Annotated in this window: 23 protein-coding genes; 9 read left to right on the top strand and 14 right to left on the bottom strand. The window is 68.1% G+C overall.

The window, feature by feature from the left end:
* Positions 1-27: 27 nt before the first annotated feature.
* Entirely contained in the window at positions 28-420 is a 393-nt protein-coding gene (locus tag FHW84_RS08420; RefSeq protein ID WP_167254351.1) for an RNA-binding S4 domain-containing protein, read from the bottom strand.
* Between the two features lie 7 nt (positions 421-427).
* Positions 428-1,330, bottom strand: coding sequence for an AEC family transporter (locus FHW84_RS08415; protein ID WP_208399703.1), 903 nt, complete (start codon positions 1,328-1,330; stop codon positions 428-430).
* 130 nt (positions 1,331-1,460) lie between these two features.
* Here FHW84_RS08415 and FHW84_RS08410 point away from each other — a divergent pair, with 130 nt between their 5' ends.
* Both FHW84_RS08410 and FHW84_RS08405 read left to right on the top strand, forming a co-directional pair.
* A complete protein-coding gene (locus tag FHW84_RS08410) occupies positions 1,461-2,603 on the top strand; it encodes an NAD(P)/FAD-dependent oxidoreductase (RefSeq protein ID WP_167254349.1) in 1,143 nt (380 codons plus the stop codon).
* Between the two features lie 88 nt (positions 2,604-2,691).
* Positions 2,692-3,249 (top strand): hypothetical protein, encoded by a 558-nt coding sequence (locus FHW84_RS08405; protein ID WP_167254347.1) that lies wholly within the window; start codon positions 2,692-2,694, stop codon positions 3,247-3,249.
* A 74-nt stretch (positions 3,250-3,323) separates the two neighbouring features.
* Here the strand turns inward: FHW84_RS08405 and htpG are convergent, their stop codons facing one another.
* Positions 3,324-5,192 carry a molecular chaperone HtpG gene (gene htpG, locus FHW84_RS08400; RefSeq protein WP_167254345.1) on the bottom strand — a complete coding sequence of 623 codons (1,869 nt, stop codon included), beginning with the start codon at positions 5,190-5,192 and terminating at the stop codon, positions 3,324-3,326.
* Between the two features lie 104 nt (positions 5,193-5,296).
* Positions 5,297-6,184, bottom strand: coding sequence for a protease HtpX (gene htpX, locus FHW84_RS08395; RefSeq protein WP_167254343.1), 888 nt, complete (start codon positions 6,182-6,184; stop codon positions 5,297-5,299).
* Between the two features lie 115 nt (positions 6,185-6,299).
* On the opposite strand from htpX, the gene gluQRS reads away from it, so the two are divergent.
* The 3 genes from gluQRS (at position 6,300) to FHW84_RS08380 (ending at position 12,609) form a co-directional block, all read left to right on the top strand.
* A complete protein-coding gene (gluQRS, locus tag FHW84_RS08390) occupies positions 6,300-7,166 on the top strand; it encodes a tRNA glutamyl-Q(34) synthetase GluQRS (RefSeq protein WP_167254735.1) in 867 nt (288 codons plus the stop codon).
* A gap of 174 nt (positions 7,167-7,340) precedes the next feature.
* Positions 7,341-8,081, top strand: coding sequence for an acetoacetyl-CoA reductase (gene phbB, locus FHW84_RS08385; protein ID WP_167254335.1), 741 nt, complete (start codon positions 7,341-7,343; stop codon positions 8,079-8,081).
* 265 nt (positions 8,082-8,346) lie between these two features.
* A complete protein-coding gene (locus FHW84_RS08380; RefSeq protein ID WP_167254333.1) occupies positions 8,347-12,609 on the top strand; it encodes a hypothetical protein in 4,263 nt (1,420 codons plus the stop codon).
* Between the two features lie 56 nt (positions 12,610-12,665).
* On the opposite strand, the gene FHW84_RS08375 is transcribed toward FHW84_RS08380, so the two are convergent.
* Positions 12,666-13,463, bottom strand: a complete 798-nt coding sequence (locus FHW84_RS08375) for a tRNA threonylcarbamoyladenosine dehydratase (RefSeq protein WP_167254331.1) — start codon at positions 13,461-13,463, stop codon at positions 12,666-12,668.
* Positions 13,464-13,618: 155 nt separating this feature from the next.
* On the opposite strand from FHW84_RS08375, the gene FHW84_RS08370 reads away from it, so the two are divergent.
* Positions 13,619-14,008 (top strand): cytochrome c, encoded by a 390-nt coding sequence (locus tag FHW84_RS08370; protein ID WP_167254329.1) that lies wholly within the window; start codon positions 13,619-13,621, stop codon positions 14,006-14,008.
* Between the two features lie 81 nt (positions 14,009-14,089).
* Here the strand turns inward: FHW84_RS08370 and FHW84_RS08365 are convergent, their stop codons facing one another.
* The 7 genes from FHW84_RS08365 to FHW84_RS08335 form a co-directional block, all read right to left on the bottom strand.
* Positions 14,090-14,392, bottom strand: a complete 303-nt coding sequence (locus FHW84_RS08365) for a DUF962 domain-containing protein (protein ID WP_167254327.1) — start codon at positions 14,390-14,392, stop codon at positions 14,090-14,092.
* Between the two features lie 67 nt (positions 14,393-14,459).
* Positions 14,460-15,335 (bottom strand): pirin family protein, encoded by an 876-nt coding sequence (locus tag FHW84_RS08360; RefSeq protein ID WP_167254325.1) that lies wholly within the window; start codon positions 15,333-15,335, stop codon positions 14,460-14,462.
* Positions 15,336-15,349: 14 nt separating this feature from the next.
* Positions 15,350-16,402 carry an NADH:flavin oxidoreductase/NADH oxidase gene (locus tag FHW84_RS08355; protein ID WP_167254323.1) on the bottom strand — a complete coding sequence of 351 codons (1,053 nt, stop codon included), beginning with the start codon at positions 16,400-16,402 and terminating at the stop codon, positions 15,350-15,352.
* Between the two features lie 55 nt (positions 16,403-16,457).
* Positions 16,458-17,351 (bottom strand): alpha/beta fold hydrolase, encoded by an 894-nt coding sequence (locus FHW84_RS08350; RefSeq protein ID WP_343203579.1) that lies wholly within the window; start codon positions 17,349-17,351, stop codon positions 16,458-16,460.
* A 111-nt stretch (positions 17,352-17,462) separates the two neighbouring features.
* Positions 17,463-17,684, bottom strand: a complete 222-nt coding sequence (locus tag FHW84_RS08345; RefSeq protein WP_167254321.1) for a cold-shock protein — start codon at positions 17,682-17,684, stop codon at positions 17,463-17,465.
* Positions 17,685-17,942: 258 nt separating this feature from the next.
* A complete protein-coding gene (locus FHW84_RS08340; protein ID WP_167254319.1) occupies positions 17,943-18,158 on the bottom strand; it encodes a cold-shock protein in 216 nt (71 codons plus the stop codon).
* 254 nt (positions 18,159-18,412) lie between these two features.
* The gene (locus FHW84_RS08335) at positions 18,413-18,622 is read right to left on the bottom strand and encodes a cold-shock protein (RefSeq protein WP_026636216.1); all 210 of its coding nucleotides are present in this window, start codon (positions 18,620-18,622) and stop codon (positions 18,413-18,415) included.
* 391 nt (positions 18,623-19,013) lie between these two features.
* Between FHW84_RS08335 and FHW84_RS08330 the strand changes: the two genes are divergently transcribed.
* Positions 19,014-19,478, top strand: a complete 465-nt coding sequence (locus FHW84_RS08330; RefSeq protein ID WP_167254317.1) for a hypothetical protein — start codon at positions 19,014-19,016, stop codon at positions 19,476-19,478.
* A 4-nt stretch (positions 19,479-19,482) separates the two neighbouring features.
* Here the strand turns inward: FHW84_RS08330 and FHW84_RS08325 are convergent, their stop codons facing one another.
* On the bottom strand, positions 19,483-20,796 hold the full coding sequence (locus tag FHW84_RS08325) for a crosslink repair DNA glycosylase YcaQ family protein (protein ID WP_167254315.1): 1,314 nt from the start codon (positions 20,794-20,796) through the stop codon (positions 19,483-19,485).
* Between the two features lie 125 nt (positions 20,797-20,921).
* On the opposite strand from FHW84_RS08325, the gene FHW84_RS08320 reads away from it, so the two are divergent.
* The gene (locus FHW84_RS08320) at positions 20,922-21,407 is read left to right on the top strand and encodes a hypothetical protein (RefSeq protein ID WP_167253832.1); all 486 of its coding nucleotides are present in this window, start codon (positions 20,922-20,924) and stop codon (positions 21,405-21,407) included.
* Between the two features lie 123 nt (positions 21,408-21,530).
* Positions 21,531-22,610: a phospholipase A gene (locus FHW84_RS08315; protein WP_167254313.1), complete on the top strand. Its 1,080-nt coding sequence runs from the start codon at positions 21,531-21,533 to the stop codon at positions 22,608-22,610.
* A 31-nt stretch (positions 22,611-22,641) separates the two neighbouring features.
* Here FHW84_RS08315 and FHW84_RS08310 read toward each other — a convergent pair whose 3' ends face one another.
* The gene (locus tag FHW84_RS08310; protein WP_167254311.1) at positions 22,642-23,829 is read right to left on the bottom strand and encodes an NAD(P)/FAD-dependent oxidoreductase; all 1,188 of its coding nucleotides are present in this window, start codon (positions 23,827-23,829) and stop codon (positions 22,642-22,644) included.
* Positions 23,830-23,875: the final 46 nt, after the last annotated feature.

The raw sequence follows: 23,875 nt of genomic DNA, 5'->3' as shown, positions 1-23,875 counted from the left end.
AGCGCCGGACAAACTGCGATGCGCTGCTCAGAGAGAGTCCTTTAAGCGTCGCAATTCCCGGCGTTCCTGCTTGTCCGGGCGCCGCAGCGGGCCGGCGGCGCCGACCAGGCGGCGTTGTTCGCGCGCCTGTTCGCGCGCCGCGGCGCTGGCTTCGGTCTCGCGGTACAAGGCCTGTGCCGCTGGGGCCGGGCCGCGCTTTTCGCTCAGCGCCAGCACCTCCACTTCCAGGCGTTCCTCGCCGCGGCTGATGCGCAGGCGGTCGCCGGCGTGCAGGGTCTTGGCGGGTTTGCAGCCGGCGTCGTTGACGTCGATCTTGCCGCCGTCGATGGCCTGCTTGGCCAGGCTGCGGGTCTTGAAGAAGCGCGCGGCCCAGAGCCATACGTCCACGCGCACGGCGTTGAGTTCGGTCGATGCGGTCATGCCGGCATTATCCGCCGAGCAGCAGATTGGCCAAAGGCACGGTGGCGAGCGAGAGCACGATGCCCGCGCCCAGCACGGTATTGGCCAGCGACGGTTCCAGCCCGTGCTCGTCGGCCAGGATCGCCGCCGAGATCATCGGCGCCATCGCCGCCTGCAGCACGCCCACGGTCAGCACCAGGCCGCCCACGCCCGCCGCCACGCCGACGGCCAGGCTGATCAAGGGCGCCAGCGCCAGCTTCCAGGCCAGGCCCAGCGCCAGCGGCGCGGCCTGGCGTTCGCCGAGCCTGAACTTGAACTGCAGGCCCACCGAGAACAGCGCCAGCGGCGTCAGCGTATTGCCGACCGCGCCCAGCACGCCGTCGGCCACCGGCGGCCAGCCGCCCAGCGCACCGACGATGCCGCCCAGCACCAGCGCCAGAAACGCCGGAAAAGTGAGGATGCGCCGCACGATCGCGCCCGTATCGGTGGAGCCGCCCGCGTAGAGATTGGCCACCACCACGCCGGCCGAAGCCAGCAGCGGAAAGCAGCCGAGCTGGTCGGCCACCACCGCCAGGGTCAGGCCTTCGGAGCCGTGCAGGGCCTGCATCATCGGGTAGCCCATGAACGAGGTATTGCCCAGCCCGCACACCAGGGTGAGCGCGCCGACGCGCCCGCGCGACCAGCCCAGCCCGCGCCCCAGCGCGGCGAACAAGGCCCAGGCGCCGAAGAAGGTGATCCACATGGTGGCCACCGGAAACCACAGCTGCGCATTCACCTGCACCTTCGGCACCAGCTGCAGCACCAGCGCCGGCAGCGCGATATTGATCACCCACCAGTTGATGCCCTGCACCGTGCCGGCCGGCGGCCGCGCATGGCGCTGCACCAGCAGGCCGAGCAGGAGACAGGCGAACAGCAGGATCAGGGCGGTCATCGGCACCGGAGCTTGGAGAGAAACCAGGCCGCTAGTTTCGCAGCTTCGCCGCGACCTTCGCCGGCCCGGCGCGAAGGCGCGGTGGAATGCCCATAATCGCCGCACCGTCACCCGACGAAGGCATGCACCGATGAGCGACACGGATGCCCTGGTGATCGGCGCAGGCCCCGCCGGCCTGGCCTGCGCCGCCATGCTCGGCGAGCAGGGCCTGCGCAGCGTCATCCTGGAGAAGGCCGCCACGGTGGGCGCGGTCTGGCGCCGCCACTACGACCGCCTGCACCTGCACACCGACCGCGGCCATTCCGGCCTGCCGGGGCTGCCGATGCCGCGCGACTATCCGCGCTATCCGTCGCGGGCGCAGGTGGTGGCGTATCTGGAAAGCTATGCGGCGCACTTCGAGCTGCGGCCGGAATTCGGCAGCGCCGCGCGCGCCGTTCTGCGCACGGAACACGGCTGGCGCGTGGAAACGCCGAGGCGCGCATGGAACGCGCCGATCGTGGTGATCGCCACCGGCTGGGCGGATTTCCCGCACGTACCGGCCTGGCCCGGGCAGGCCCAATACCGCGGCGACGTGATCCACAGCAGCAGCTACCGCAACCCCGCGCCTTACGCCGGCCGCCGCGTGCTGGTAGTGGGCTTCGGCAATTCCGGCGGCGAGATCGCGCTGGACCTGGCCGATGCCGGCGTCGATACCACCCTGGCCGTGCGCAGTCCGGTCTGCATCCTGCCGCGCGAGCTCCTTGGCCTGCCCATCCTCACCTGGGCGGTCAGCCAGGCCGCCCTGCCGCCAGCCCTGGCCGATGCGCTAAACGCGCCGGCGATCCGCCTCGCCGTCGGTTCCATCGAACGCCTGGGCCTGGTGAAGGCATCCAAGGGGCCGCGCCGGATGATCGCCGAGGACCGCAAGATTCCGCTGCTGGATATCGGCACGGTGGCGGCGATCCGCGCCGGACGGATCAAGGTGCGCGGCGGCATCGGACACTTCACCGCCGAGGGCGTGGCGTTCGAACCTTCGCCTGCTACCGGCGGCAAGGCGGTGACCGAAGCCTTCGACGCGGTGATCCTCGCCACCGGCTTCCGCCCCGACCTGCGCACGCTGCTGCCCGGCACGCCCGAAGCGCTCGATGCACAGGGCCAGCCGCGCGTCACCGGCGCAGCCGCCGCGCCGGGGCTGTTCTTCTGCGGCCAGAGTCCCTCGCCAACGGGGCAGCTGCGCGAGATCGGCATCGAGGCGCGGCGCATCGCCCGGCTCGCCGCGGCCCTGCCGCGTTGACACCGGCCCGGGCCAGGATCACAGTCCGCGCGGGAGGAGGCCGCGACAGCGGCCCGGAGGCCCCCACCCTCCAGCCAAGGAGCCAGCCATGAAGCGCATGCATTTCCTCGCGGTACTGGGCTTGTCGCTCGTCGCCTCGCAGGCGGCGATGGCGAGCGAATCGCTCAGCGATTTTCCCTTAAGAACCCTGCCCGTCCTGGTCAACGTCGACGCCGCGGGCAAGATCACCAGCGCCTCGCCGGCGCGCGAGCTGCCTCCCGTGATGGAACGGCTGCTGCGCACCAACCTGGACGAGATGGTCTCCGGCCCCGCGCACTGGAAGGGCAAGGCGATCAGCAGCCAGTGCATCATCAACGTCGCGCTGCAAGCTTCGCCGCGCGACGACGGCAAGTACGACGCCGGCTTCGCCTATCTGTCCGCGCAGCCGGTGCCGATCGGCCGCTGGCACTGGGTGAACCTGGATGGGCGCCGGCTGATGCTGGCCAATGACGATTGGCCGCGGCGCATGCACGCTCCGCGCTTCGACGGCCACCAGGGCGGGTTCGGCTATCCGACCGGCGCCGAGCGCGCCTTGCAGTCGATGCCGTCCATGAACGCGCCGGCCGGCAATCCGGGCGGTACGCCTCCGGCCAGCCGGGGCCGCTGAGCCTCAGGTCCGAGCCCACAAAAAAAGCCCGCCGTCGCCGGCGGGCTTTTTTCATGCGCGAGCGGATGCTTCGCTCAGCCGAGCAGCACGCGGTTCATGCGCTGCACGAAGCCCGCCGGATCCGGCAGCTGCGCGCCGGCCGTGATCTCCGCCTGCTCCAGCAGCAGGTTGGCCAGGTCGCGCGCCTTGCCTTCGTCGCCCTCCGCTTCCACGCGCTGCAGCAGGGCGTGGCGCGGATTGATCTCCAGCGTCGGCTTGCTCTCGGGCGCGTCGTGCCCGGCTTCGCGCAGCAGGCGGGCCAGATGCGGGGCCATCTCGAAATCCGACAGCGCCAGGCAGGACGGCGAATCGGTCAGGCGCGCCGACACGCGCACGTCCTTCACCCGCTCGCCCAGCAGCTCCTTCAGCTTGTGCAGCAGCGGCTCGGCGGCCTTGCTGGCTTCTTCCTGGCGCTGCTTGTCCGCCTCGTCCAGCGGCAGCTCGCCCTTGGCCACGTTCTGCAGCTTCTTGCCGGCGTATTCGCTGAGGCTGCCGAGCATCCATTCGTCGATGCGGTCGGACATCAGCAGCACTTCGATGCCCTTGGCCTTGAACGCCTCCAGCTGCGGGCTGCCCAGCGCCGCCGCATGGCTGTCGGCGGTGATGTACCAGATGGTTTCCTGGCCCGGCGCCATGCGGCCGATGTAGTCGTCCAGCGACACCGTCTGCGCCGCGCCCTCGCCCTTGGTCGAGGCGAAGCGCAGCAGCTTGGCGATGCGTTCGCGGTTGGCGTGGTCTTCGACGATGCCTTCCTTCAGCGTGTTGCCGAAGGCCTTGTAGAAGGTGGCGAATTTTTCGGGTTCGTCGCGCGCCAGCTTTTCCAGCAGGTCGAGCACGCGCTTCACGCAGGCGCTCTTGATGCGCTCGAGCTGGCGGTTCTGCTGCAGGATCTCGCGGCTGACGTTGAGCGGCAGGTCGTCCGCGTCCACCACGCCGCGCACGAAGCGCAAGTAGTTCGGCAGCAGCTCCTCGGCGGCGTCCATGATGAAGACGCGCTTGATGTACAGCTTCAGGCCCTTGCGCTCGTCGCGCCCGCCCATCATCAGCTCGAACGGCGGCTGCGCGGGGATGTACAGCAGGGTGGTGAAGCTCTGGCTGCCTTCGACGCGGTTGTGCGTCCAGGCGAGCGCGTCGTTGAAGTCGTGGCCGAGCGACTTGTAGAAGCTCTGGTAGTCCTCGTCGCTGATCTCCGACTTGGGCTTGGTCCACAGCGCCGAGGCGGCGTTGACGGTTTCCCATTCCTCGCCCGGCTTGCCGTCCACTTCCAGCGGCATGCGGATCGGGAAGGCCACGTGGTCGGAATAACGGGTGATCAGGGACTTGAGCGTCCACGGCTGCAGGAATTCGTCCTCGCCGGCCTTCAGATGCAGGATCACGGTAGTGCCGCGTTCGGCCAGCTCCAGGCCCTCCAGCGAGTACTCGCCCTTGCCGTCGCTCTCCCACTTCACGCCCTCGCCGGCCGGCGCGCCGGCGCGGCGGGTCAGCACGGTGACGCGGTCGGCCACCACGAAGGCGGAATAGAAACCCACGCCGAACTGGCCGATCAGGCGCGCATCGGTCTTCTGCTCGGCGCTCATCGCCTCCAGGAAGCGGCGCGTACCGGAGCTGGCGATGGTGCCGATATTGGCCACCACTTCGTCCAGGCTCATGCCGACGCCGTTGTCGCGCACGGTGACGGTGCGCGCGGCCGGGTCCCAGCTCACGTCGATGCGCAGCTCGCCGTCGCCGGCCAGGAGTTCGGGCTGGGCGATCGACTCGAAGCGCAGCTTGTCGCAGGCGTCGGAGGCGTTGGAAATCAGCTCGCGCAGGAAGATTTCCTTGTGCGAGTACAGCGAATGGGTGACCAGGTGCAGGACCTGGGCGACTTCGGCTTCGAACTTGCGGGTTTCGGTGGTCATAGTCATGGACGCTGTGTTGGCGTGGATGGCTGATGCGGAACGTTGATGATGTCGAACCATAACAAGGGAGGCGGGCGCCGCGCGCCCGCCTCCCGGGAAAAACCCTGTGCTCAGGCCCGCTGCTGCAGCGCGGCGATGCGCTCGTCCAGCGGCGGGTGGCTCATGAACAGGCGCTGGAAGCCCGAGGCCAGGTGGCCGGAGATGCCGAACGCGGCGATGGTCTGCGGCAGGGTGCTCTCGCCGTGGTTGGCCTGCAGGCGCTGCAGGGCCGAGATCATGGCGCCGCGGCCGGCCAGCTGGGCGCCGGCGGCGTCGGCGCGGAACTCGCGCCAGCGCGAGAAGGCCATCACGATCATCGAGGCGAACAGGCCGAACACCAGCTGCAGCACCATCACCGACACGAAGTAGCCGATGCCGCCGCCGTCGCGCTCGCGCCCGCCGGACAGCCAGCTGTCCACCGCGCGGCCGACCAGGCGCGCCGCCACGATCACCAGGGTGTTGAGCACGCCCTGGATCAGGGTCAGGGTGACCATGTCGCCGTTGGCGACGTGGCCGATCTCATGGGCCAGCACGGCCGACACCTGCTCGCGGTCCATCTGCTGCAGCAGGCCGGTGCTGACCGCCACCAGGGAGCTGTTCTTGCTCATGCCGGTGGCGAAGGCGTTCATTTCCGGCGCGTCGTAGATCGCCACCTCGGGCATGCCGATGCCGGCGTTCTGCGCGTGGCGGCGCACGGTGTCGAGCAGCCAGCGCTCGCCCTCGTTCTGCGGCTGCTCGATCACGCGGGCGCCGGTGGACATCTTGGCCATCCACTTGGACATGGCCAGCGAGATGAAGGCGCCGCCCATGCCGAACACGGCGGCGTAGGCCAGCAGGCCGGGCATGCCGCCCAGCCCGCGCGAGGCGGCCCACTGGTCGATGCCGAGCAGCCGGCACACGATGCTGAGCAGGAACAGGACGGCGATATTGGTAAGCAGGAACAGTGCGATGCGACGCATGGCTGTCTCTCTGGGCAGTCATGAAAAGGGAATGCGGCGAGGCCGCACGCAAGTAATCGTGGCAAAGCGTACCGGTTTCAAGAGCGGCCGCGCCGCTGCCCCCTACAATGCATGGATGACCTATCGCGGACGCTTCGCCCCCTCTCCGACCGGCCAACTCCACTTCGGTTCCCTCGTCGCCGCCCTGGCCAGCTGGCTGTGCGCGCGCCACGCCGGGGGCCGCTGGCTGCTGCGCATGGAGGACATCGACCCGCCGCGCGAAGTGCCCGGTTCGGCACGCGGCATCCTCGACGCCCTGCCCGCCTTCGGACTCGTCGCAGATGAACCGGCCTTGTTCCAATCACATCGCCTTGACGCTTACGAAGCGGCCTTCGAGCAGCTGCGCGAGCGCGACCAGGTCTTCCCCTGCTGGTGCAGCCGCGCCGACCTGGCCGCGGCCGGCGGCATGCATCGCGACGGGCGCTGCGTGGCGGCGCCGGATCCGTCGCGCGCGCCGGCCTGGCGCTTGCGCGTGCCTGACGTGGAGGTGGGCTTCGTCGACGGCCTGCAAGGCCCGCAGCGGCAGAACCTGCGCGAGTCGGCCGGCGATTTCGTGATCAGGCGGGTGGAAGGCTTCTACGCCTACCAGCTGGCCTGCGTGGTCGACGATGCCTGGCAGGGCGTCACCCAGGTGGTGCGCGGCAACGACCTGCTCGATTCCACTCCGCGCCAGCTCTGGCTGCAGCGCTGCCTGGGACTGGCCTCGCCGACCTATCTGCACCTGCCGCTGGCGGTGGATGCGCAGGGGCACAAGCTCTCGAAGTCTGAAAATGCGCATCCGGTCGATCCGCGCGATCCGCTGCCGGCCCTGCGCCGCGCCCTGCGTTTTCTCGAACTTCCCTGCGGGATGGAAGCGAACCATCCCGAGGCCTTGCTGTCCCAGGCGCTCGCGCATTTCGATCCCACGCGTTTGCCGCACTGCAGCGAACGCCTGGCCTGCTGAAGCGCTGCCTTCCGGCCGCATAAACCGCTATAAAGACCGAGCCGCCACGGCGCAGCGCATCGCGCGCATGGCGGTTTCCTTACGTCGACGAATTGCCATGTTTCCCTATCAACATGGCCAGGCAACACTGGTTCGGCTTTCTCGCACTCTTCGCGCATCTATGGAGACAACGGCATGACGCAGCGCACGGCATTGGTCACGGGTGGCACGGGCGGCATCGGCACCGCCATCGTTCGGTATCTGGCCCGCCAGGGCCATCGCGTCGCCACCAATTACCGCGACCCGGCCAAGGCTGAGGCGTGGCGCGCCGCGATGAAACAGGAAGGCTACGACGTGGTGCTGGTGCAGGGCGACGTGTCCGATCCGGCTTCGTGCGAAACCATGGTGCGCGAGATCGAGGCGCAGGCCGGCCCGGTCGAGATCCTGGTCAACAACGCGGGCATCACCCGCGACACCACCTTCCACAAGATGAGCTACCAGCAGTGGATGGACGTGGTGAACACCAACCTCAACGCCTGCTTCAACGTCACCCGCCCGGTGATCGACGGCATGCGCGGGCGCAAGTGGGGCCGCATCGTGCAGATCAGCTCGATCAACGGCCAGAAGGGCCAGTACGGCCAGGCCAACTACGCCGCGGCCAAGGCCGGCATGCACGGCTTCTCCATTTCGCTGGCGCAGGAGAACGCCAAGTTCGGCATCACCGTGAACACGGTGTCGCCGGGCTACGTCGCCACCGACATGGTGATGGCGGTGCCGGAGGAAGTGCGCGAGAAGATCGTGGCGCAGATCCCGGTCGGCCGCCTGGGCAAGCCTGAGGAGATCGCCCATGCGGTGGCCTTCCTCACCGGCGAGGAGGCGGCGTGGATCACCGGCACCAACCTGGCCATCAACGGTGGCCATTACATGGGCTGGTAAGAGCGTTGCGTCTTCTCAAATAGCACGAAGCCGCCATCCCGGCGCGGGCCGGGATGGCGGTGAGGAAAATCGAACGGCGCGCTGCGGGCGCGCCCCCTGGCGGGCAGGCCTTGGGCCTGCCCGTTTGCATTTCGATGCGGACGCCGCCGCCCCGGCCATGTGGCGCATTTGTGCTACATACCGCGCCCGTTCGAGGCGATAGCGTCGCCCCTCCGTGGTTGCACCCGGCATCGGCCGGGCGACCGTCATCACCCAGGGGAATGCCATGTCCGTCGATGCGAAAGAAGTTCTTGCCACGCAGTCGCTCCATGCAGCGGCCGGTCCGGGCGCCGCCGATCCGTTCGGGACTGCCAACAGCCGCGTACTGTTTCGCGACGAAGGCCTTGGCGTGCTGACCTGGTCCAGAAACGATGCGCGAGCCAGGTTCAACGCGCATCTGTTCAAGGACAATCGACAGCTGAAAGAGTCGAAGTCCCACGACTTCGACGCCGCCGATGGCACATCGGATGCTTATCTGCGCCATGCCGTCGCCGTGGGGCGGGTCATGACGGACGACTACGACGAATGTTTTGCGCTCAAGCGCCATGCGCTGGTGAAGATCAATAACCAGCATGCCCGGGTCACGTGGACGATCTCCAATCTTGGCGGCGCCGCCGCCGCGGCCGGCACGGCGCTTCCCTCCTTCACCTTCACGGACAACGTCGACCTGCGTGCCGACCACATGCATATGCAGACCCCGGGGGCCCTGGCGATTGCCGACCTCGACGGCCTGGTGATCGGCGGCCGCACGCGCGACGAGATCATTACCGTGCGCGAGACCACCGGCAGCGACCTGACGCTGGAAGTGTTCAACTTCGCATGGGGCCTGCCGGGCTCGCACACGGCGATCCGACTGCCGGATCCGCTGGCTTTCCTGCCTCGCCTGGGCGAGTCGCAGCGCCGGCCCGGCACGGTGATCGTGAAGACGGGCGACTTCAGCGGCAACGGCAAGCGGCAGATCCTGGTGGTCTACCACGCGGCGGAACGCGCGAACCCCGAGAAGATCCGTATCCAGGCCGTCGTCTATGACTACTCGGTCGATGCCGACAGGCGCACGGCCAGCCTGGCGCAACGCGAGAAGATCACGGTCGCGGACAACGTCACGGGCAATACGGGGCTGGACGTGGCGGTGGGCGATTTCCTGGGCCTGACCGGACAGCGCAGGATCGATGGCGTGCTGGTCGGCCTGGGACGCGAGCAGGTAGCGGTGATCTATCACGCCGACGGCCGCCGCAGCGGAAACAACGACAACATCTGCAACCTGATCGTCACCATGCTCGATCGCGATCCGTACTACGCCGCCAAGGAGGGCGCGGTGCTGGCGGTGCGGCACCACCACAAGGCGGTCAACCGGGACGACTTCCGGGCCCGCCACACGACGCCGGATCCGGTCTTTCTGCAGGGCCCGAGAAAGCAGGTGTTCGCGCTGGCCGCAGGCCAGTACCGGCTGGACCCGGCCAAGGGCTACACGCTCGGCCGCAAACAGCTGGCGGTGGTGTATTCGGTGCTGGCCACCAATCGGGGAAAGTTCGACTTCTACGAAGGGACTTACAACTACGTCAAGGCGGTCGGCTTCTCCATCTCGGCGGCGCAGGCCGGAGGCGATGGTTCGGCGGCGCCGGCGTGGAACTTCGCCTGGTATGGACAAGTCCAGACCCAGGACACCGGCGAATTGATCGTCCAGCTCGACGCCAAGGCGGCCAATCTGTTCGACGGCCAGCTCAATCCACCGTCGCCGACCGACACCCTGGCAGTGGCCAGCCTCACCAACAACGGCTCAGGCAAGCCCGGCGTGGTCACGCTGCACCGGGGCACGCTCAACATCGATGGCGACCAGGGGATCACCGTCGCCGGCTATGACGAGAAGAACGCATCGAGCGATCCCGGATTCGACAACGCCAGCAACACCGGCATCGCCATCGTTGCCTACGATTTCAAGGGGCGTTCGACCCGGCTGGCGCCGCCGGTGCGCATCACCATCAACAATATCGTCAGCACCAATTACATCCTGCAGGAGCCGCCCAAGCATATCGACTACCTGCCCAACAACGATCCGCCGAGTCCGCTGGGCATCGTCAACGTCAGCCTCCAGGCGGGCTTCAACGTCACCTATACCGACGAGCAGAGCAAACAGGTGACCACTACCCACACCAGCACCGTGGCGAACACCTTCAACCACAGCGACGAGCTCACCATCGGCGCGGGCGTCACGATGGGCGACGTCAAGAAAACCGGCATGTCGTTGAACGTGACCGAGACCGTCAAGTTCGGCTATGCCTACAACGAAAAAAGCACCGAATTCAGCAGCGCGGTCAGCAGCCTTTCCACCAAGCTGTCGGCAAGCACCAACAGCGACGACGCGCTGAGCTATGTGCTGCGCACCGTGGACATCTATCGCTACCGCTTGCTCGGCCGCACCGCGGACAACGGCGACTTCGTATTCGTCGATATTTCGATGCCGCGCCCGTTTCCGCAGCAGGCGGTTTCCTGCGACGGCAGCACGCTGCCGGACGTCTACCAGCCCACCCATCAGAACGGCAACGCTCTGAGCTATCCGGTGCTGGCGCCGGGAATGAACGTCGCCTACGCGCCCGCCGACATGGGCGAAATCCGCCGCCCCGGCGACACGCCCGGGCAAACCGTCACGGTGACCGAACCGCTGACCACGCCGATCCTGTATTTCTGCAACGGCAACAGCGAAACCCAGGACATCAGCTGGAGCACCACGGCGGCCGGCACCTCGAGCTTCGAGTACAGCAAGACCCTGAGCGGCAGCTCCGACACGACGGTCTCGTTCGAGGCGAACGCCGACTATCTCGTCATGAGCACGAACTTCAAAGCCAGTTTCAAGACCTCGACGGGCGGCAGCCACGGCTGGAACAACCAGCGCCTGGAGAACATCACCGGCGCGCGCACCCGCAAGCTGCTGCTGACCAAGCCGAGCTTCAACAAGAACATGGGCTATGCGTTCCAGCCGCTGTTCTACGCGACCAAGGACGGCACCCTCAAGATGTCCAGCGCCACCAGCTTCACCGAGGGCGTCGGCCAGGAGTGGTGGGCGAAGACCTATGCCGCGCCGGACGCCGCGCTGAATCTGCCGTATCGCTTCCTGCCGGATGGCTCGGGCTTCAACACGCTCGACAATGCCCGCCGCATCCGGGGCGGCCTGGCCTACTACGCGACCCCGAGCAAGACGACCGGCCTGCTTACGCCGGTGTCGGGTGCGGTGGCGCCGGGCGCCAAGCTGATGCTCGAGGTGCGCGTGCATAACTTCAGCCTCGGCAGCAAGCTCGGCCTGGCACCCGACGGCGCCAGCAAGCCGGTCAAGGTGCGCTTCGACTACGTCGAGGTCGACAGCATCTCGCGCGAGGAAACCGGCGCCCGCGTCACCATCGGCACCGCCGCCGTCGAATTCCTCGACGCGAACCTGGCCGATCCGTCGCGTCCGCATCCCGACAGCCAGCGCTCGGCAGCCGATGACAAATACGTGATTCCGCCGCGCGGCATCGGCCGGGCCCGTTGCGCGTTCGAACCGCCCGCGCTGCCGGCGGGCAGCACCCGGCGCGAATACCGCATCTACGCCGTGGTCGATCCCGACAACGAGATCCGCTGGAAACGCGCGGACGGCACGCTGGCTCCGCAGACGCACGTGCGCCATACCGATTTCGCGGTGATCCGCCTGCGCAATATCCCGCTGCCCGGCGTCAAGTACACGATCGTGCTGCAGGACCAGCAGAAGCGGGTGCTGGATACCGTGCAGTACATCAGCCAGGGGGGCGGCAGCCAGGCCGAAGTGCTCAATGCGCTGGCTGCGGCGCTGCAGAAGTCGGCGGCATTCAAGAACGCGGGATTGCAGCTCAACCCCGACGCGCTGACCTCGTCGGCCTCGGTGATCCGCATCTCCAGCAGCACCGGCAACGCCAAGGTCAAGCCGGGCAACGAATACCGCTCCGGCGTGGTGCTGGCGGACAACAGCGCCGTCTACTTCGTGCCGACCGTCGAAAGCACCAGCGGCCAGGCGACCACCCACAACGCCATCAGCATCACCAACGACAGCCCGGCGCAGAACAAGGAGGGATGGTTCCCGCTGGTGGTCGCGTCGACGGCGCTGCGGGCCACGTCGGCACCCGCCGCGCCCGCCCTGCTGACGCTGCCGGCCAGGCCGCTGGCGGTGCGCAACGCGCATGGCGAACTGGTGTCCGACCACGCGGAGCTGCCGGGCGGCCGGTACGCCGGTTTCCGCATCAGCGTCGGTGCCGACCCGGTGCAGCGTGCCGATGGCTGGGCCGAGGTGTTCCTCGGCGATCCGCAGCACGGTGGACAACTGCTGGGCATGACGGCGTTGAGCGCGCTGGCCGGGGGCGAGCCGGATCACGCCTGGGGCGAATGGCTGATCCCGCCGACGCCGGGCAGGTTCCCGCTGTTCGTGCGGGTGACCGGCGCCAACCGCGTCACCGCCAAGGCCATGGAACTGACGATCCTGGCCTAGCCCACGGAAGAAATGCGCCATCGCCCTGGCATGGCCAACCACGACAACCGGCGGCTTCAGGCCGCCGGTTTCTTTTCCAGCAGCTTCTCCAGCACCTTGCCCGCCGCGGCAAAGGCGAAGGTGCCGGTGACGTGGGTGGCCGCGCCCAGGCCGCCGCCGCAGGCCAGGTTCAAGGCATCGCCGCCCGGCGGACGCGTGCCGCAGACCGTGCCGTCCGCCTGCGGGTACTGCACGTTCTGCAGCGAGTACACCGCCGACACGCCGAAGTAGCGGTCGGGATTGCGCGGAAAGCCGAAGTCCTGGCGGAGCTTCTTGCGGATCAGGCTGAACATGGCGTCGTGCTCGGTGCGCGAGAGGTCGCGCACGCGGATCATGGTCGGGTCGGTGCGCCCGCCGGCCGAACCCACGCTCACCACCGGCAGCTTGCGGCGGCGGCACCAGACGATGGCTTCGAGCTTGACGCGGAAGGCGTCGCAGGCGTCGAGCACCACGTCGTAGCCGCGGTCCAGCAGTTCGTCGAGGGTGGACGGGGTGAGGAAGCGTTCGATGGCATCGATCCGGATGGCCGGGTTGATCGCCTTGGCGCGCGCCGCGACCACCTCGACTTTCGGCTTGCCGTACTCGCCATCCAGCGCATGCAGCTGGCGGTTGGTATTGGAGACGCAGACCTCGTCCGCATCGATCAGGGTCAGCCGCCCCACCCCGCTGCGCGCCAGCGCCTCGGCCGCCCAGGAGCCGACGCCGCCGATGCCGATCACGCAGACGTGCGCCTGCCGCAGGCGCTCCACGCTGCCCACGCCGTACAGGCGCTCCACGCCCTGGAAGCGTTCGGCGGGAAAGGCCACGTCGTTCATGCGCGCGCTCCGCGGCGGGTCGAAGGAATCATGTACATGGGGTGGATCGTTCGGTGCGTAAAGCCCGCCATTTTAGCGGGAGCGGACGGCGGGCGCCGCGAGGCCGCGTGCTAACCTCGCGGACGGTCCGTTTCATAGCAGGAATCAGGCAAAGCATGCGCGCAGCACTTCTGATCGTCCTCGGCCTGGCCATCGGCATCGTCGGCACCGTCTTCGCCATGAACGCGCTCAAGCAGCGCAATCCTTTCCCGCATGCGGTGATGGACGTGATGGCGCACCACTCCGGCGCGCTGCGCAACGCGGTCAAGGGCCAGCGCTGCGAAGCGGCCGCGAATGCCGTGCATCTGCAGCGGCTGCTGTCGACCTCGTCGGACATCGTCCCCGCCTTCCCCGGCATGGACCAGGGCTTTATCGACGAGGCCAACCAGCTGCATACCCAGCTGCAGGCCGCGGTGCAGGCCGCCCCGGCCGATTGCGCGGCGCTAGCGGCGGCGCTCAAGCCGGTGGGGGAGACGTGCCAGTCGTGCCACCAGAAATACCGCTGAAAACCAGCGTAGGTTGGGGTGAGCCGCAGGCGAACCCCAACGTTGCCGCATCGTTGGGGTTCGCCTGCGGCTCACCCCAACCTACAATTTCACTCGTCCGCGCAGCACGTCCCAATACATCACCCAGTCGCCCATCAGGCTGTACAGCGGGTGGCGGAAGGTGGCCGGGCGGTTTTTCTCGAACACGAAGTGGCCGACCCAGGCAAAGCCGTAACCGGCAACGGGCACCAGCCACAGCCAGGCGAGGTGTCCGGTGATCACGGCGAACGCGACCACCGCCAGCACCAGGGTGCTGCCGGCGAAATGCATGCGCCGGCAATTCACGTCGCTGTGTTCGCCCAGATAGAACGGATAGAACTCGCGGAAGCTGGCGTAAGCGGACATGCGGATTCCCTCTGGCATCGCTGCAGCCTAGCGCCGCGCCCCCGCGGGCGCATGCGCGGACGCAGCATCAACGCACCGGCAGCGGAATGAATTCTTCCTCGTCGCCGGCCACCTTGCCGTAGCGCTGCTCCTGCCATTCCAGCTTGGCCTGCTCGATGCGCTCCTTGCGGCTGGATACGAAGTTCCACCACAGATGCCGCTCGCCATCCAGCGGCGCGCCGCCGAACAGCATCACGCGGCTGCGCGTGGCGGCCTTCAGCGGGGCGGCGGTGTCTCCCGTCTGCACCGCCGTGTGTGTGGCGGGTACGTTCAAGCCGCCCCAGCTGACTTCGCCGTCGATCACGCAGACACCGCGTTCGACGTGCTCGTCCGGCCAGGGCAGCTCGGCACCGGCTTCCAGCGTGGCCTCGACGAAGAACATCGGCGCGAACACCTTCACCGGCGAGCGTTGGCCGTAGGCCGTACCGGCGATCAGCACCAGCTCGGCGCCGGGCCGGCGGATGCGCGGCAGCGCATCGGCGCCGTGATGGTGGAACTCCGGCTCCACTTCCTCGTCATGCCGCGGCAGCGCCACCCACACCTGCACGCCGTGCATGCGCTGGCCGTCGCGGCGCTCGTCCGGCGGCGTGCGTTCGGAATGGGCGATGCCGCGGCCGGCGGTCATCCAGTTCACTTCGCCGGGGCGGATGTCGGCCAGGCTGCCGACGGTGTCGCGGTGGCGGATGGCGCCTTCGAACAGCCAGGTCACGGTGGCCAGGCCGATATGCGGATGCGGCCGCACGTCCATGCCCTTGCCCGGCGCGAAGGCAGCCGGCCCGATCAGGTCGAAGAACACGAACGGCCCCACATGGCGGGCCTGCAGCACCGGCAAAAGCCGGCGCACGGTGAAGCCGTCGCCCAGGTCGTGCAGGCGGCCCTCGATCAGCAGCGGGTTCTGGTCCACGTCGTTTTTCCTGGTTACCAAGCCCGCCGATATTGCACCGGCGCGTCGATCGACGCACCCAGCTGCTGCGCCGCGCGGCGCGGGAAATACGGATCGCGCAGGCTTTCGCGGGCGATCAGCACGATGTCGGCGTCGTCCTGTTCGACGATGCGCGCGGCCTGCTCCGCTTCGGTGATCAGGCCTACCGCGCCGGTGGCGATGCCCGCCTCGCGGCGGATGCGCGCGGCGAACGGCACCTGGTAACCGGGGCCGAGCGGAATCTTGACGTGCGGCACCAGGCCGCCGCTGGAGACGTCGACCAGGTCCACGCCCAGCGCCGGCAGCTCGCGCGCCAGGCGCACGCTCTGCTCGATGTCCCAGCCGCCTTCGTGCCAGTCGGTGGCGGAAATGCGCACCCACAGCGGCAGTTCCGCGGGCCACACCTCGCGTATCGCGGCGATGATCTCGCGCAGCAGGCGCGTACGGTTTTCGAAGCTGCCGCCGTAGGCATCCTGGCGATGGTTGCTCAGCGGCGACAGGAACTGGTGCAGCAGATAGCCGTGCGCGGCATGCAGCTCGATCAGGCGGAAGCCGGCGGCGAGCGCGCGTTCGGCGGCGCGGCGGAAATCCTCGATCACCTGGCGCAAACCCGCGTCGTCCAGCGCCTGCGGGGTGTGCCAGTCGTGATCGAACGGGATCGCCGAGGGCGCCACCGTCGTCCAGGCTCCTTCGCGCAGCGCGCCGCCGCCCTCCCAGGGGCGCTGCGCGCTGGCCTTGCGGCCGGAATGGGCCAGCTGGACGCCGGCGATGGCGCCCTGCATGTCGATAAAGCGGGTGACCGGGCGCCAGGCATCGCGCTGCGCGTCGTTCCACAGGCCGACGTCCTGCGGCGAGATGCGCCCTTCCGCGGACACCGCCGTGGCCTCGGCGATCACCAGCGCGGCGCCGCCGACGGCGCGGCTGCCCAGGTGCACCAGGTGCCAGTGGTCGGGCATGCCGTCGACGGCGGAGTACTGGCACATCGGCGCGACGGCGATGCGGTTGCGCAGCGTGAGGCTGCGCTGGACGAACGGGGTGAACAGTTTCATGGGCAGATGCCGGCAAAGAATCGAATCCGCCACATGCCGGCGAAAGCTCCCCGCTTCAAGAGGCGGCTTGCGCCCGGTCGCGGCGCAGGACCGGCGCCAGGCCATCGGCAATGGCCACGGCGACCGCGGCCGGCTGCTTCATCCAGGCGAAGTGGTCGGCCGGGACGCCCAGTTCGTCGGGATCCAGGACAGCGCGCATAGGCCGGGCCTGCGGCATCTTCGCCAGCAGCCAGTCCAGCGAGGCCTGGGGGCCGAGCCAGTCGTCGCGCAGGCGCAGGGCCAGGATCGGCAGCCGCACGCGCGCCATGGCGCTTTCCAGGTCGTCCGGCAGGCCGGCGGCGGCGTAGCGGCCGGTGCGGCCGCTACGCGCCCAGTCGGCGATCACGCCGCGCGCCTCGTTGCCGCCGAAGCCCAGGCGCCGCCCGGGCAGATGGCCGACCAGGCCGGCCAGCACGGGCGCCAGCGCATAGGCCGCACCGATCAGCGCGCCGCGGCGGAAACGCCGCCAGTACGGCGAGCCGCTGGCCACCAGCACCAGGGCCTCGAAGTCCTGCGGATGCAGGCCGGTATAGAGCGAGCCGAGCTGGCCGCCCAGGCTGTGCCCGCCGATGGCGCAGGGCAGGCCCGGGCAGCGTTCGCGCGCCGCGGCCAGGCCGGCGGGGAGATCGAGCTGCAGCAGTTCGCGATAGCCCCAGTCGCTGTGCCGCCCGGCGCGCCGGTTGCTGGAGCCGATGCCGCGCCATTCGTGCAAGGCCACCGCGATGCCGCGCGCGGCCAGCGCCTGCGCCAGCGGCAGGTAATGCCGCGCGGCCACGCCCATCGCCGGCAGCCAGTACAGCAGGGCCGACGGCGCCTGCGCGGGAAGCGTCAGCAGCAGCTCGGAAGATGCGCCATCGCCGGCCGTGGCGGGCGCGATGGCGGTCGGTAGCTCGGCCGATGCTTCCTGCACAGGGCACTCCGTCAGCGGAAAAACGGCAGGCTAGCACGCGTTCCCGTGCAGGCGGCGCGCAAGAAAAAGGCCGGCTTGCGCCGGCCTTTTTCGTTCGGTTCGACCTGAAGATCAGGCCGGCATCACTTCCTCGGCCTGCAGGCCCTTCTGGCCGTTGACCACCTTGAAAGTCACCGTCTGACCTTCTTTCAGGCTCTTGAAGCCCGTGCCCTGGATCGCGCGGAAGTGGACGAAGACGTCCTCCTTGCCGTTTCCCCTGTTGATGAAGCCAAACCCCTTGGCATCGTTGAACCATTTCACCGTGCCGGTTTCACGGCCATTACCTTCCGACATGACTTACTCCAATCGATTCGATTTGAGACAAGTCAGCCTCCCCCTTACGGCCGACGACTTACTGGGCTGCAGGGAACCGGTGAAGCGATGCGAGGCAAGGGCCGGGACATCGGGCACGCGCGTGGCCAGCGAACACAGTGAAGCGAGCATAGCCGATTTTTTTTCAAGGATAAGTGATGCCGCCGGAGCCCATGAACAAAGAAAGCCGGGCATCGCTGCCCGGCTTTCGTTCTTTGCGGCGGTTTTTACCCCGACCTCTCAGGCAGGCGCCACGTCCTCGGCCTGCAGCCCCTTCTGGCCGGTGACCACCTTGAAGGTGACCTTCTGGCCTTCTTTGAGGCTCCTGAATCCGGAACCCGAAATCGCGCGGAAATGCACGAAGACATCGGGACCGTTTTCGCGACTGATGAAGCCGAACCCCTTGGCGTCGTTGAACCACTTCACCGTGCCGGTTTCACGATTACCATCCGACATGACTCACTCCGATCGAATCGACACTGAGACAGGCCGGTCTCCCCCTTGCGACCGACGACTTACTGGGCATGCAGGGAATCGGTGGAGCGATGCGGGTGAAACCGTACATCGGGGCACGCGTGACCTGACAAACACAGTGGCCCGAGCATAGCGGATTTTTCGCACGGGTATGTGGGAAGACCCCATGCCGAAAGGCGTAAAAAAAGGCCGGGCATCGCTGCCCGGCCTTTTCAATCGATCAAGAATGCCTTGGATCAGGCCTTCTGCACTTCGTCGGCCTGCAGACCCTTCTGGCCCTGCACGACCTTGAAGCTGACCTTGTCACCCTCGGCCAGGCTCTTGAAGCCGTTGCCCTGGATGGCGCGGAAGTGGACGAAGACGTCCGGGCCGTTGTCACGGCTGATGAAGCCGAAGCCCTTGGCATCGTTGAACCACTTGACGGTACCGATCTGACGATCAGACATGTGAAACACTCCTAAAGGTTTTGATTGAGGCTCAGCCGTTCCTTCGGAACGGCCGACTTACTGAGCTGCTAAGGAAAACCCTAGGGGTGAGGCGATGAAGCGGATCGCTGATCAGCGGCATCGGGTCACAAAACAGGTGACCCCGGCAAACACAGTCCGCACATCATAGCTGTTTCAAAGGGCGGAAAGCGAATAACGGGGTGCACGGGGAAAACTGAACAGAAATAATCACGGCAGCATTTCCGCCCGTTCTTCACCCAAAACGCCATTCGATTCAGCTTTTCTTTACGACGCTCAGTGTCTATTGCGACTGCCTTTTGGCAACCGGGCGTTGCTCAACTTTCCATATCGCGGCACGGCCCGCCCGGGGCCGACAGTCAAGGAGATGCTCATGACCAGACTTCCCTCGCGCCTCGCCCTGCTCGTGCTCGCCGGCGGACTTGTCCTGGCCGGATGCAACGACAAAACCACCCGACCCAGCTCCAGCGGGAGCTCCACCACAACCACCAGCAGCAGCCGCGGCACGGCGCCCGCCAGCACCACCCGCGCCCCCGCCAGCAAGCCGAAAACAGCGCCCAGCCAGGCCTTGCCGGACCAGACCGGCATCCCCGCCTGCGACAACTATCTGAACACCTATATCGCCTGCCACCAGGCCGCGGCGATCTATCCGGCGGACCAGATCGAGGGTCGCTACGAGGCGATGCGCGAAAGCCTGCTGCGCGATTCGCTGGACCCGGATATCCGCCCGCAGCTCGGCAACCGCTGCACCTCGCTGGCCAACCAGCTGCACCAGGCCCTGCACGGCAAGGCCTGCGCGCCGCAGCCGGTGGTGCCGGCCAGCGGCGGCTCGCACTGAGCCGTCAGTCCATGGCGCGCCAGTGCGCGCGCAACGCTGCCGCCACGCTTGCGGGGCGGCAGCGGCCGAGGCGGATCTTCGGGGTGCCGTGCCAGCGCGCGGTTGCCGCGATCGCCTCGGCCACGTCGGCGATCCAGGCCGGCGTCGGCGTTTCGCCCTCTTCCAGGTAAAGCGCCTTCACCTCAAATACACATTCGGCTCGATGCGCCTTGGCATCGAGCCGGCCCACCAATTGCCCGCGGCGCAGGATCGGCAGCACGTAATAGCCGTAGCGGCGCTTCGCCGCCGGCACGTAGCACTCGATGGTGTATTCGAATCCGAACATCGCCTGCGCCCGCGCGCGATCCCACACCAGCGGGTCGAACGGCGACAGCAAGGCCGTATAGGTCGCGCGCAGGCCACCGCGCAGTACCTGCGCCAGCTCGTCCGCATGGTCGTCGTGCACGTAGCCGGGCACCTTCCAGTCCGCCACCGTCACTTCGATCAGCTCGCCTGAAGCCACCAGCGGCGCCAGCTCGCTGTCGGTCACCGCCGGCTTGAGCCGGTGGTAGTCGGCGATCCAGCGCGCCTGGGTGATGCCGAGCGCGCGCACCGCGTCGAGGATGAAGCGGCGGCGCAGCGCGCCCTCCTCCATGCCCAGCGGCGCGTCGTCGAACGATGGCTGCAGCTGCGCGATCACGCGCTCGGCCAGATCGTAGACGCGCTGGAACCGCTCGCGCCGGCTCACCATCAGCTCGCCCAGCGCGAACCACGCTTCCAGCCAGCGCTTCTCGGGTTTCCACGACCACCAGCCGCTGGCCGCACCCGGTTGCTCGCGTTCGAAATCCGCGGCGCGCGCCGCGCCGTTGGCGCGGATGCGTTCGAGCAGGCCGTCCATGTCCGCGCGCTGTTCGCGATGCATGCGCTCGGCATGGCGGTATGCCCAATGCGTGCCGCGGCGCACGCCCCACGCGCGATGCCAGGCGTAGTCGGCGGCCGGCACGAAGCAGGCTTCGTGCGCCCAGCATTCGGCGAGCTTGCCTTGCGCAAGCGCTTCGTCCAGCCATGCCGGCTCGTAATCGCCCACGCGCGAATGCAGCACCAGATAAGGACTGCGCGCCACCACGTGGATGGTGTCGATCTGCAGCAGCCGCATGCGCGTGATCGCATCCAGCACGTCGGCGCGCCGTGCGCGGCGGCGCGGCGCGCGCAGCAGCCCCTGTGCGGCCAATTGCAGGCGCTGCGCCTGCGCCAGCGTGAGACGCGGCTTGCCCGGCGGAAGTGCAGACGGCGACGACGAAGTTTTCACACCGACCACATCGAATGGTTGTGCAGGCATTTATCCGGCCTTTGTTAGCGTTGTCCTCAGCGCGGGACGAGCCATGCCGGCCCGGCACTGCGGCCGCTTCCACGTCCTCGCGCCTTCCGTCCTCGAGCCAGTCATTCTGGCATGGAGCATCGACGATGAATCCCCGCAATCCCCTGCTTAGTTTTCTTGCCTCCGGCTCGCTGCTGTTCGCCGGCACCTTGATGGCGCAGAACCAGCCCGCGCAGCCGATGCCTCCGCCGCCTCCGCCGCCGCAGGCACAACCGCAACCGATGCCGCCGCCGCAACCGGCGCAACCGCAACCCATGCCGCAGCCGCAAGCGCAGCCGCAGCCGATGCCTCAGCCCATGCCGCAGGCGCAGAGCGCACCCGCACCGCAACCCGGCCAGGACAGCGCGCAGTTCAACAGTGCGCAAGGCCAGGTCACCGTCAATTCCAGCATGCCCGCGGTCAAGGACGCCGGTCCGCCGCCGGACTTCGCCGCGCTTGCCAACGGCAAGGCGTACGTCACCGAAGACGATGCCTCCGCCTATCCGCCGCTCGCCAACGATTTCCTGCATGCGTCCGGCGGCGCGCAGCATCTGAGCAAGGCCGCCTATGCGCGCTGGTTGAAGCAGCGCTGAGCTTCCGGCACCCTGACGCCGGCCGCGGTCCTCCGCGGCCGGCGTTTTCGTGTGCGGCACCCGCGTTCGGCCGCGCCTTCCCCTCAATGAATTCCTCACGCCCCGTTTCTGGTGGAGTACGCAATGACGCGAACGAACGTCACCCTGGCGCTGCTGCTGGCGGCCGGCCTGCTCGGCCCGCGCGCGCATGCGCAGAATCCCGACCCGATGGACATCCGCGCCTGCACCGCGATCGAGAGCGACGCGCAGCGCCTGGCCTGCTACGACCGCGCCACCGGCCGCGTGAACCTGCCCACCGCGCAGAAGCGCATGAACGAGAACGCCGCGGCGCCGGGCGTGTTCGCTTCCGACAAGAGCGCCACGCAGGGCAATCCGGAAGTCAGCCGCCCGATGTCCTTGCTCGATTCGCGCTGGGAGCTGTCGCCGGAGAGCAAGCTCGGCACCTTCAACGTGCGCGGCTACAAGCCGCTTTATCTGCTGCCGGTATTCGCCACCAGCAACCAGAACGCGCAGCCGCACAGCCCCAATCCGCTGAACACGGTCGGCACGCCGCAGCAGCTGCAGAACGTCGAAGCGAAATTCCAGCTCAGCCTGAAGACCAAGGTGTGGCAGGGCGTGTTCGGCGACGAAGGCGACCTGTGGGTGGGCTATACGCAGTCGTCCCGCTGGCAGGTCTACAACAACAAGATCTCGCGTCCATTCCGCGAGACCAACTACGAACCCGAAGCGCTGCTGATCTTCAACACCAACTATCAGGTGGCAGGCTGGGACGGCCGCCTGCTCGGCATCGGCATCAACCACGAATCCAACGGCCGCTCCAATCCGCTGTCGCGCAGCTGGAACCGCGTGATGAGCAATATCGGCTTCGAGCGCGACGGCTGGACGGTGATGTTCCGCCCGTGGTGGCGCGTGCCGGAGCACGGCAAGGACGACAACAATCCGGACATCAGCGACTACATGGGCCGCGGCGACGTGCAGATCGTGCACGAATGGAACGGCCAGGAATTCGGCCTGATGCTGCGCCACTCGCTGCGCGGCGGCGACCGCAGCCACGGTGCGGCGCAGCTCAGCTGGGCCTTCCCGATCACCGGCAACCTGCGCGCCTATATGGAACTGTTCAAGGGCTACGGCGAGAGCATGATCGACTACAACCACAACGCCACCTACCTCGGCGTGGGCATCTCGCTGCTCGACTGGTACTGAGCGCCGCCGTTTTACCGGGCAGGCCTGGTGGTCAACGCCACCAGGCCTTTTTCGTGCCGGTAAGGATCTTCAGCGTCTGCCCGCGCGCCAGCGGCAGGCGGCTCAGCGGATGGAAGGCCACGTCGCGCCACCACGCCAGGCCATCGCGCTGCGACTGGAACAGCGGCGTCAGCCAGCGGCTGATGCGCTGGTATACGGCCAGATGATGGCGGCGGCGGCGCGTGTAATCGGCCAGGGCCGCATCGGTCGTGGCCTGCGCGGCGAGCGCATCGGCCAGCGCTTGCGCATCCAGCAACGCCATGTTCACGCCCTGCCCCAGCTGCGGGCTCATCGCGTGCGCCGCATCGCCGACGAAGACCACGCGGCCGTGCACCGGATGGCGCAGCACCACGTCGCGATAGCGCGCGCGATGCAAGTGCGCGGGCGTGTCGATGCCGTCCAGCAAATACAGCGCTTCGGGCCACAGCTCTTCCACGCGCTGCCGCAGCCGCGCCAGCGCCGCGTCGTCGAAGCCGTCCACCTGCTCACCCGGCAGGCTGAAGTAGAAAGTGAGCCAGTCGCCCTCGCGGTCCACCCGCCGCCCCACCGGCAGCAGGCCGATCATTTCGCGCGTGCCGGCATAGCGCTGGCGCAGCTCGCCGCGATGCGGCCAGTCGCCCGCGGGCAGCAGGCACCACATCGCCCCCCACGGATAGACCGACTCGCGCCGGCGCTGCGCTTGCGGCAGATGGCGCCGCAGGCGCGAGTGCGCGCCGTCGGCAACCACGATCAGATCGAACGGGCCGTGCATGCCGCCGGCGCTGTCGCGCAGGTGCATGCCGTCCTCGGCCACTGCATCGATGCATACGCCGGTATGGATGCGCGCGGCATCGCCATAGGCATCGCGCAGCAGGGTGAACAGCGAACCGCGGGTGAGGCCCAGGCCGAAGCAGGCCGGCGCGTGGTCGGCGTAACGCATATCCATCACGCGGCGGCCGCGGCGATTCTCGCCATGCAGCCGCTCGATGCGCTGCCCTTGCGCCAGCGCGCCTTCATGCAGCCCCAGACGCGACAGCACACCCAGGCCCGTGGGCTGCAGCAGGAACCCGGCGCCGACGGGGCCGGGCGTAGCCGCCTGCTCGTACACGCTCAGCGCGTGTCCCTGGGCGGCGAGAAACAGCGCCGCGGCCTGGCCGGCGGCGCCGTAGCCGACGATGGCGATGCGCAGGGAGTCCTGCATGGCGACTCGATCCTTGAGCGGGCAAGCGGGCGCACGGCGCCCATAA

The sequence above is a fragment of the Dyella sp. SG562 genome (assembly GCF_011759495.1).
GTDB classification, from domain to species: Bacteria; Pseudomonadota; Gammaproteobacteria; order Xanthomonadales; family Rhodanobacteraceae; genus Dyella_D; species Dyella_D marensis.
Note: the sequence above shows the minus strand (reverse complement) of the source record. Positions and strands in the feature narration are given on the sequence as shown.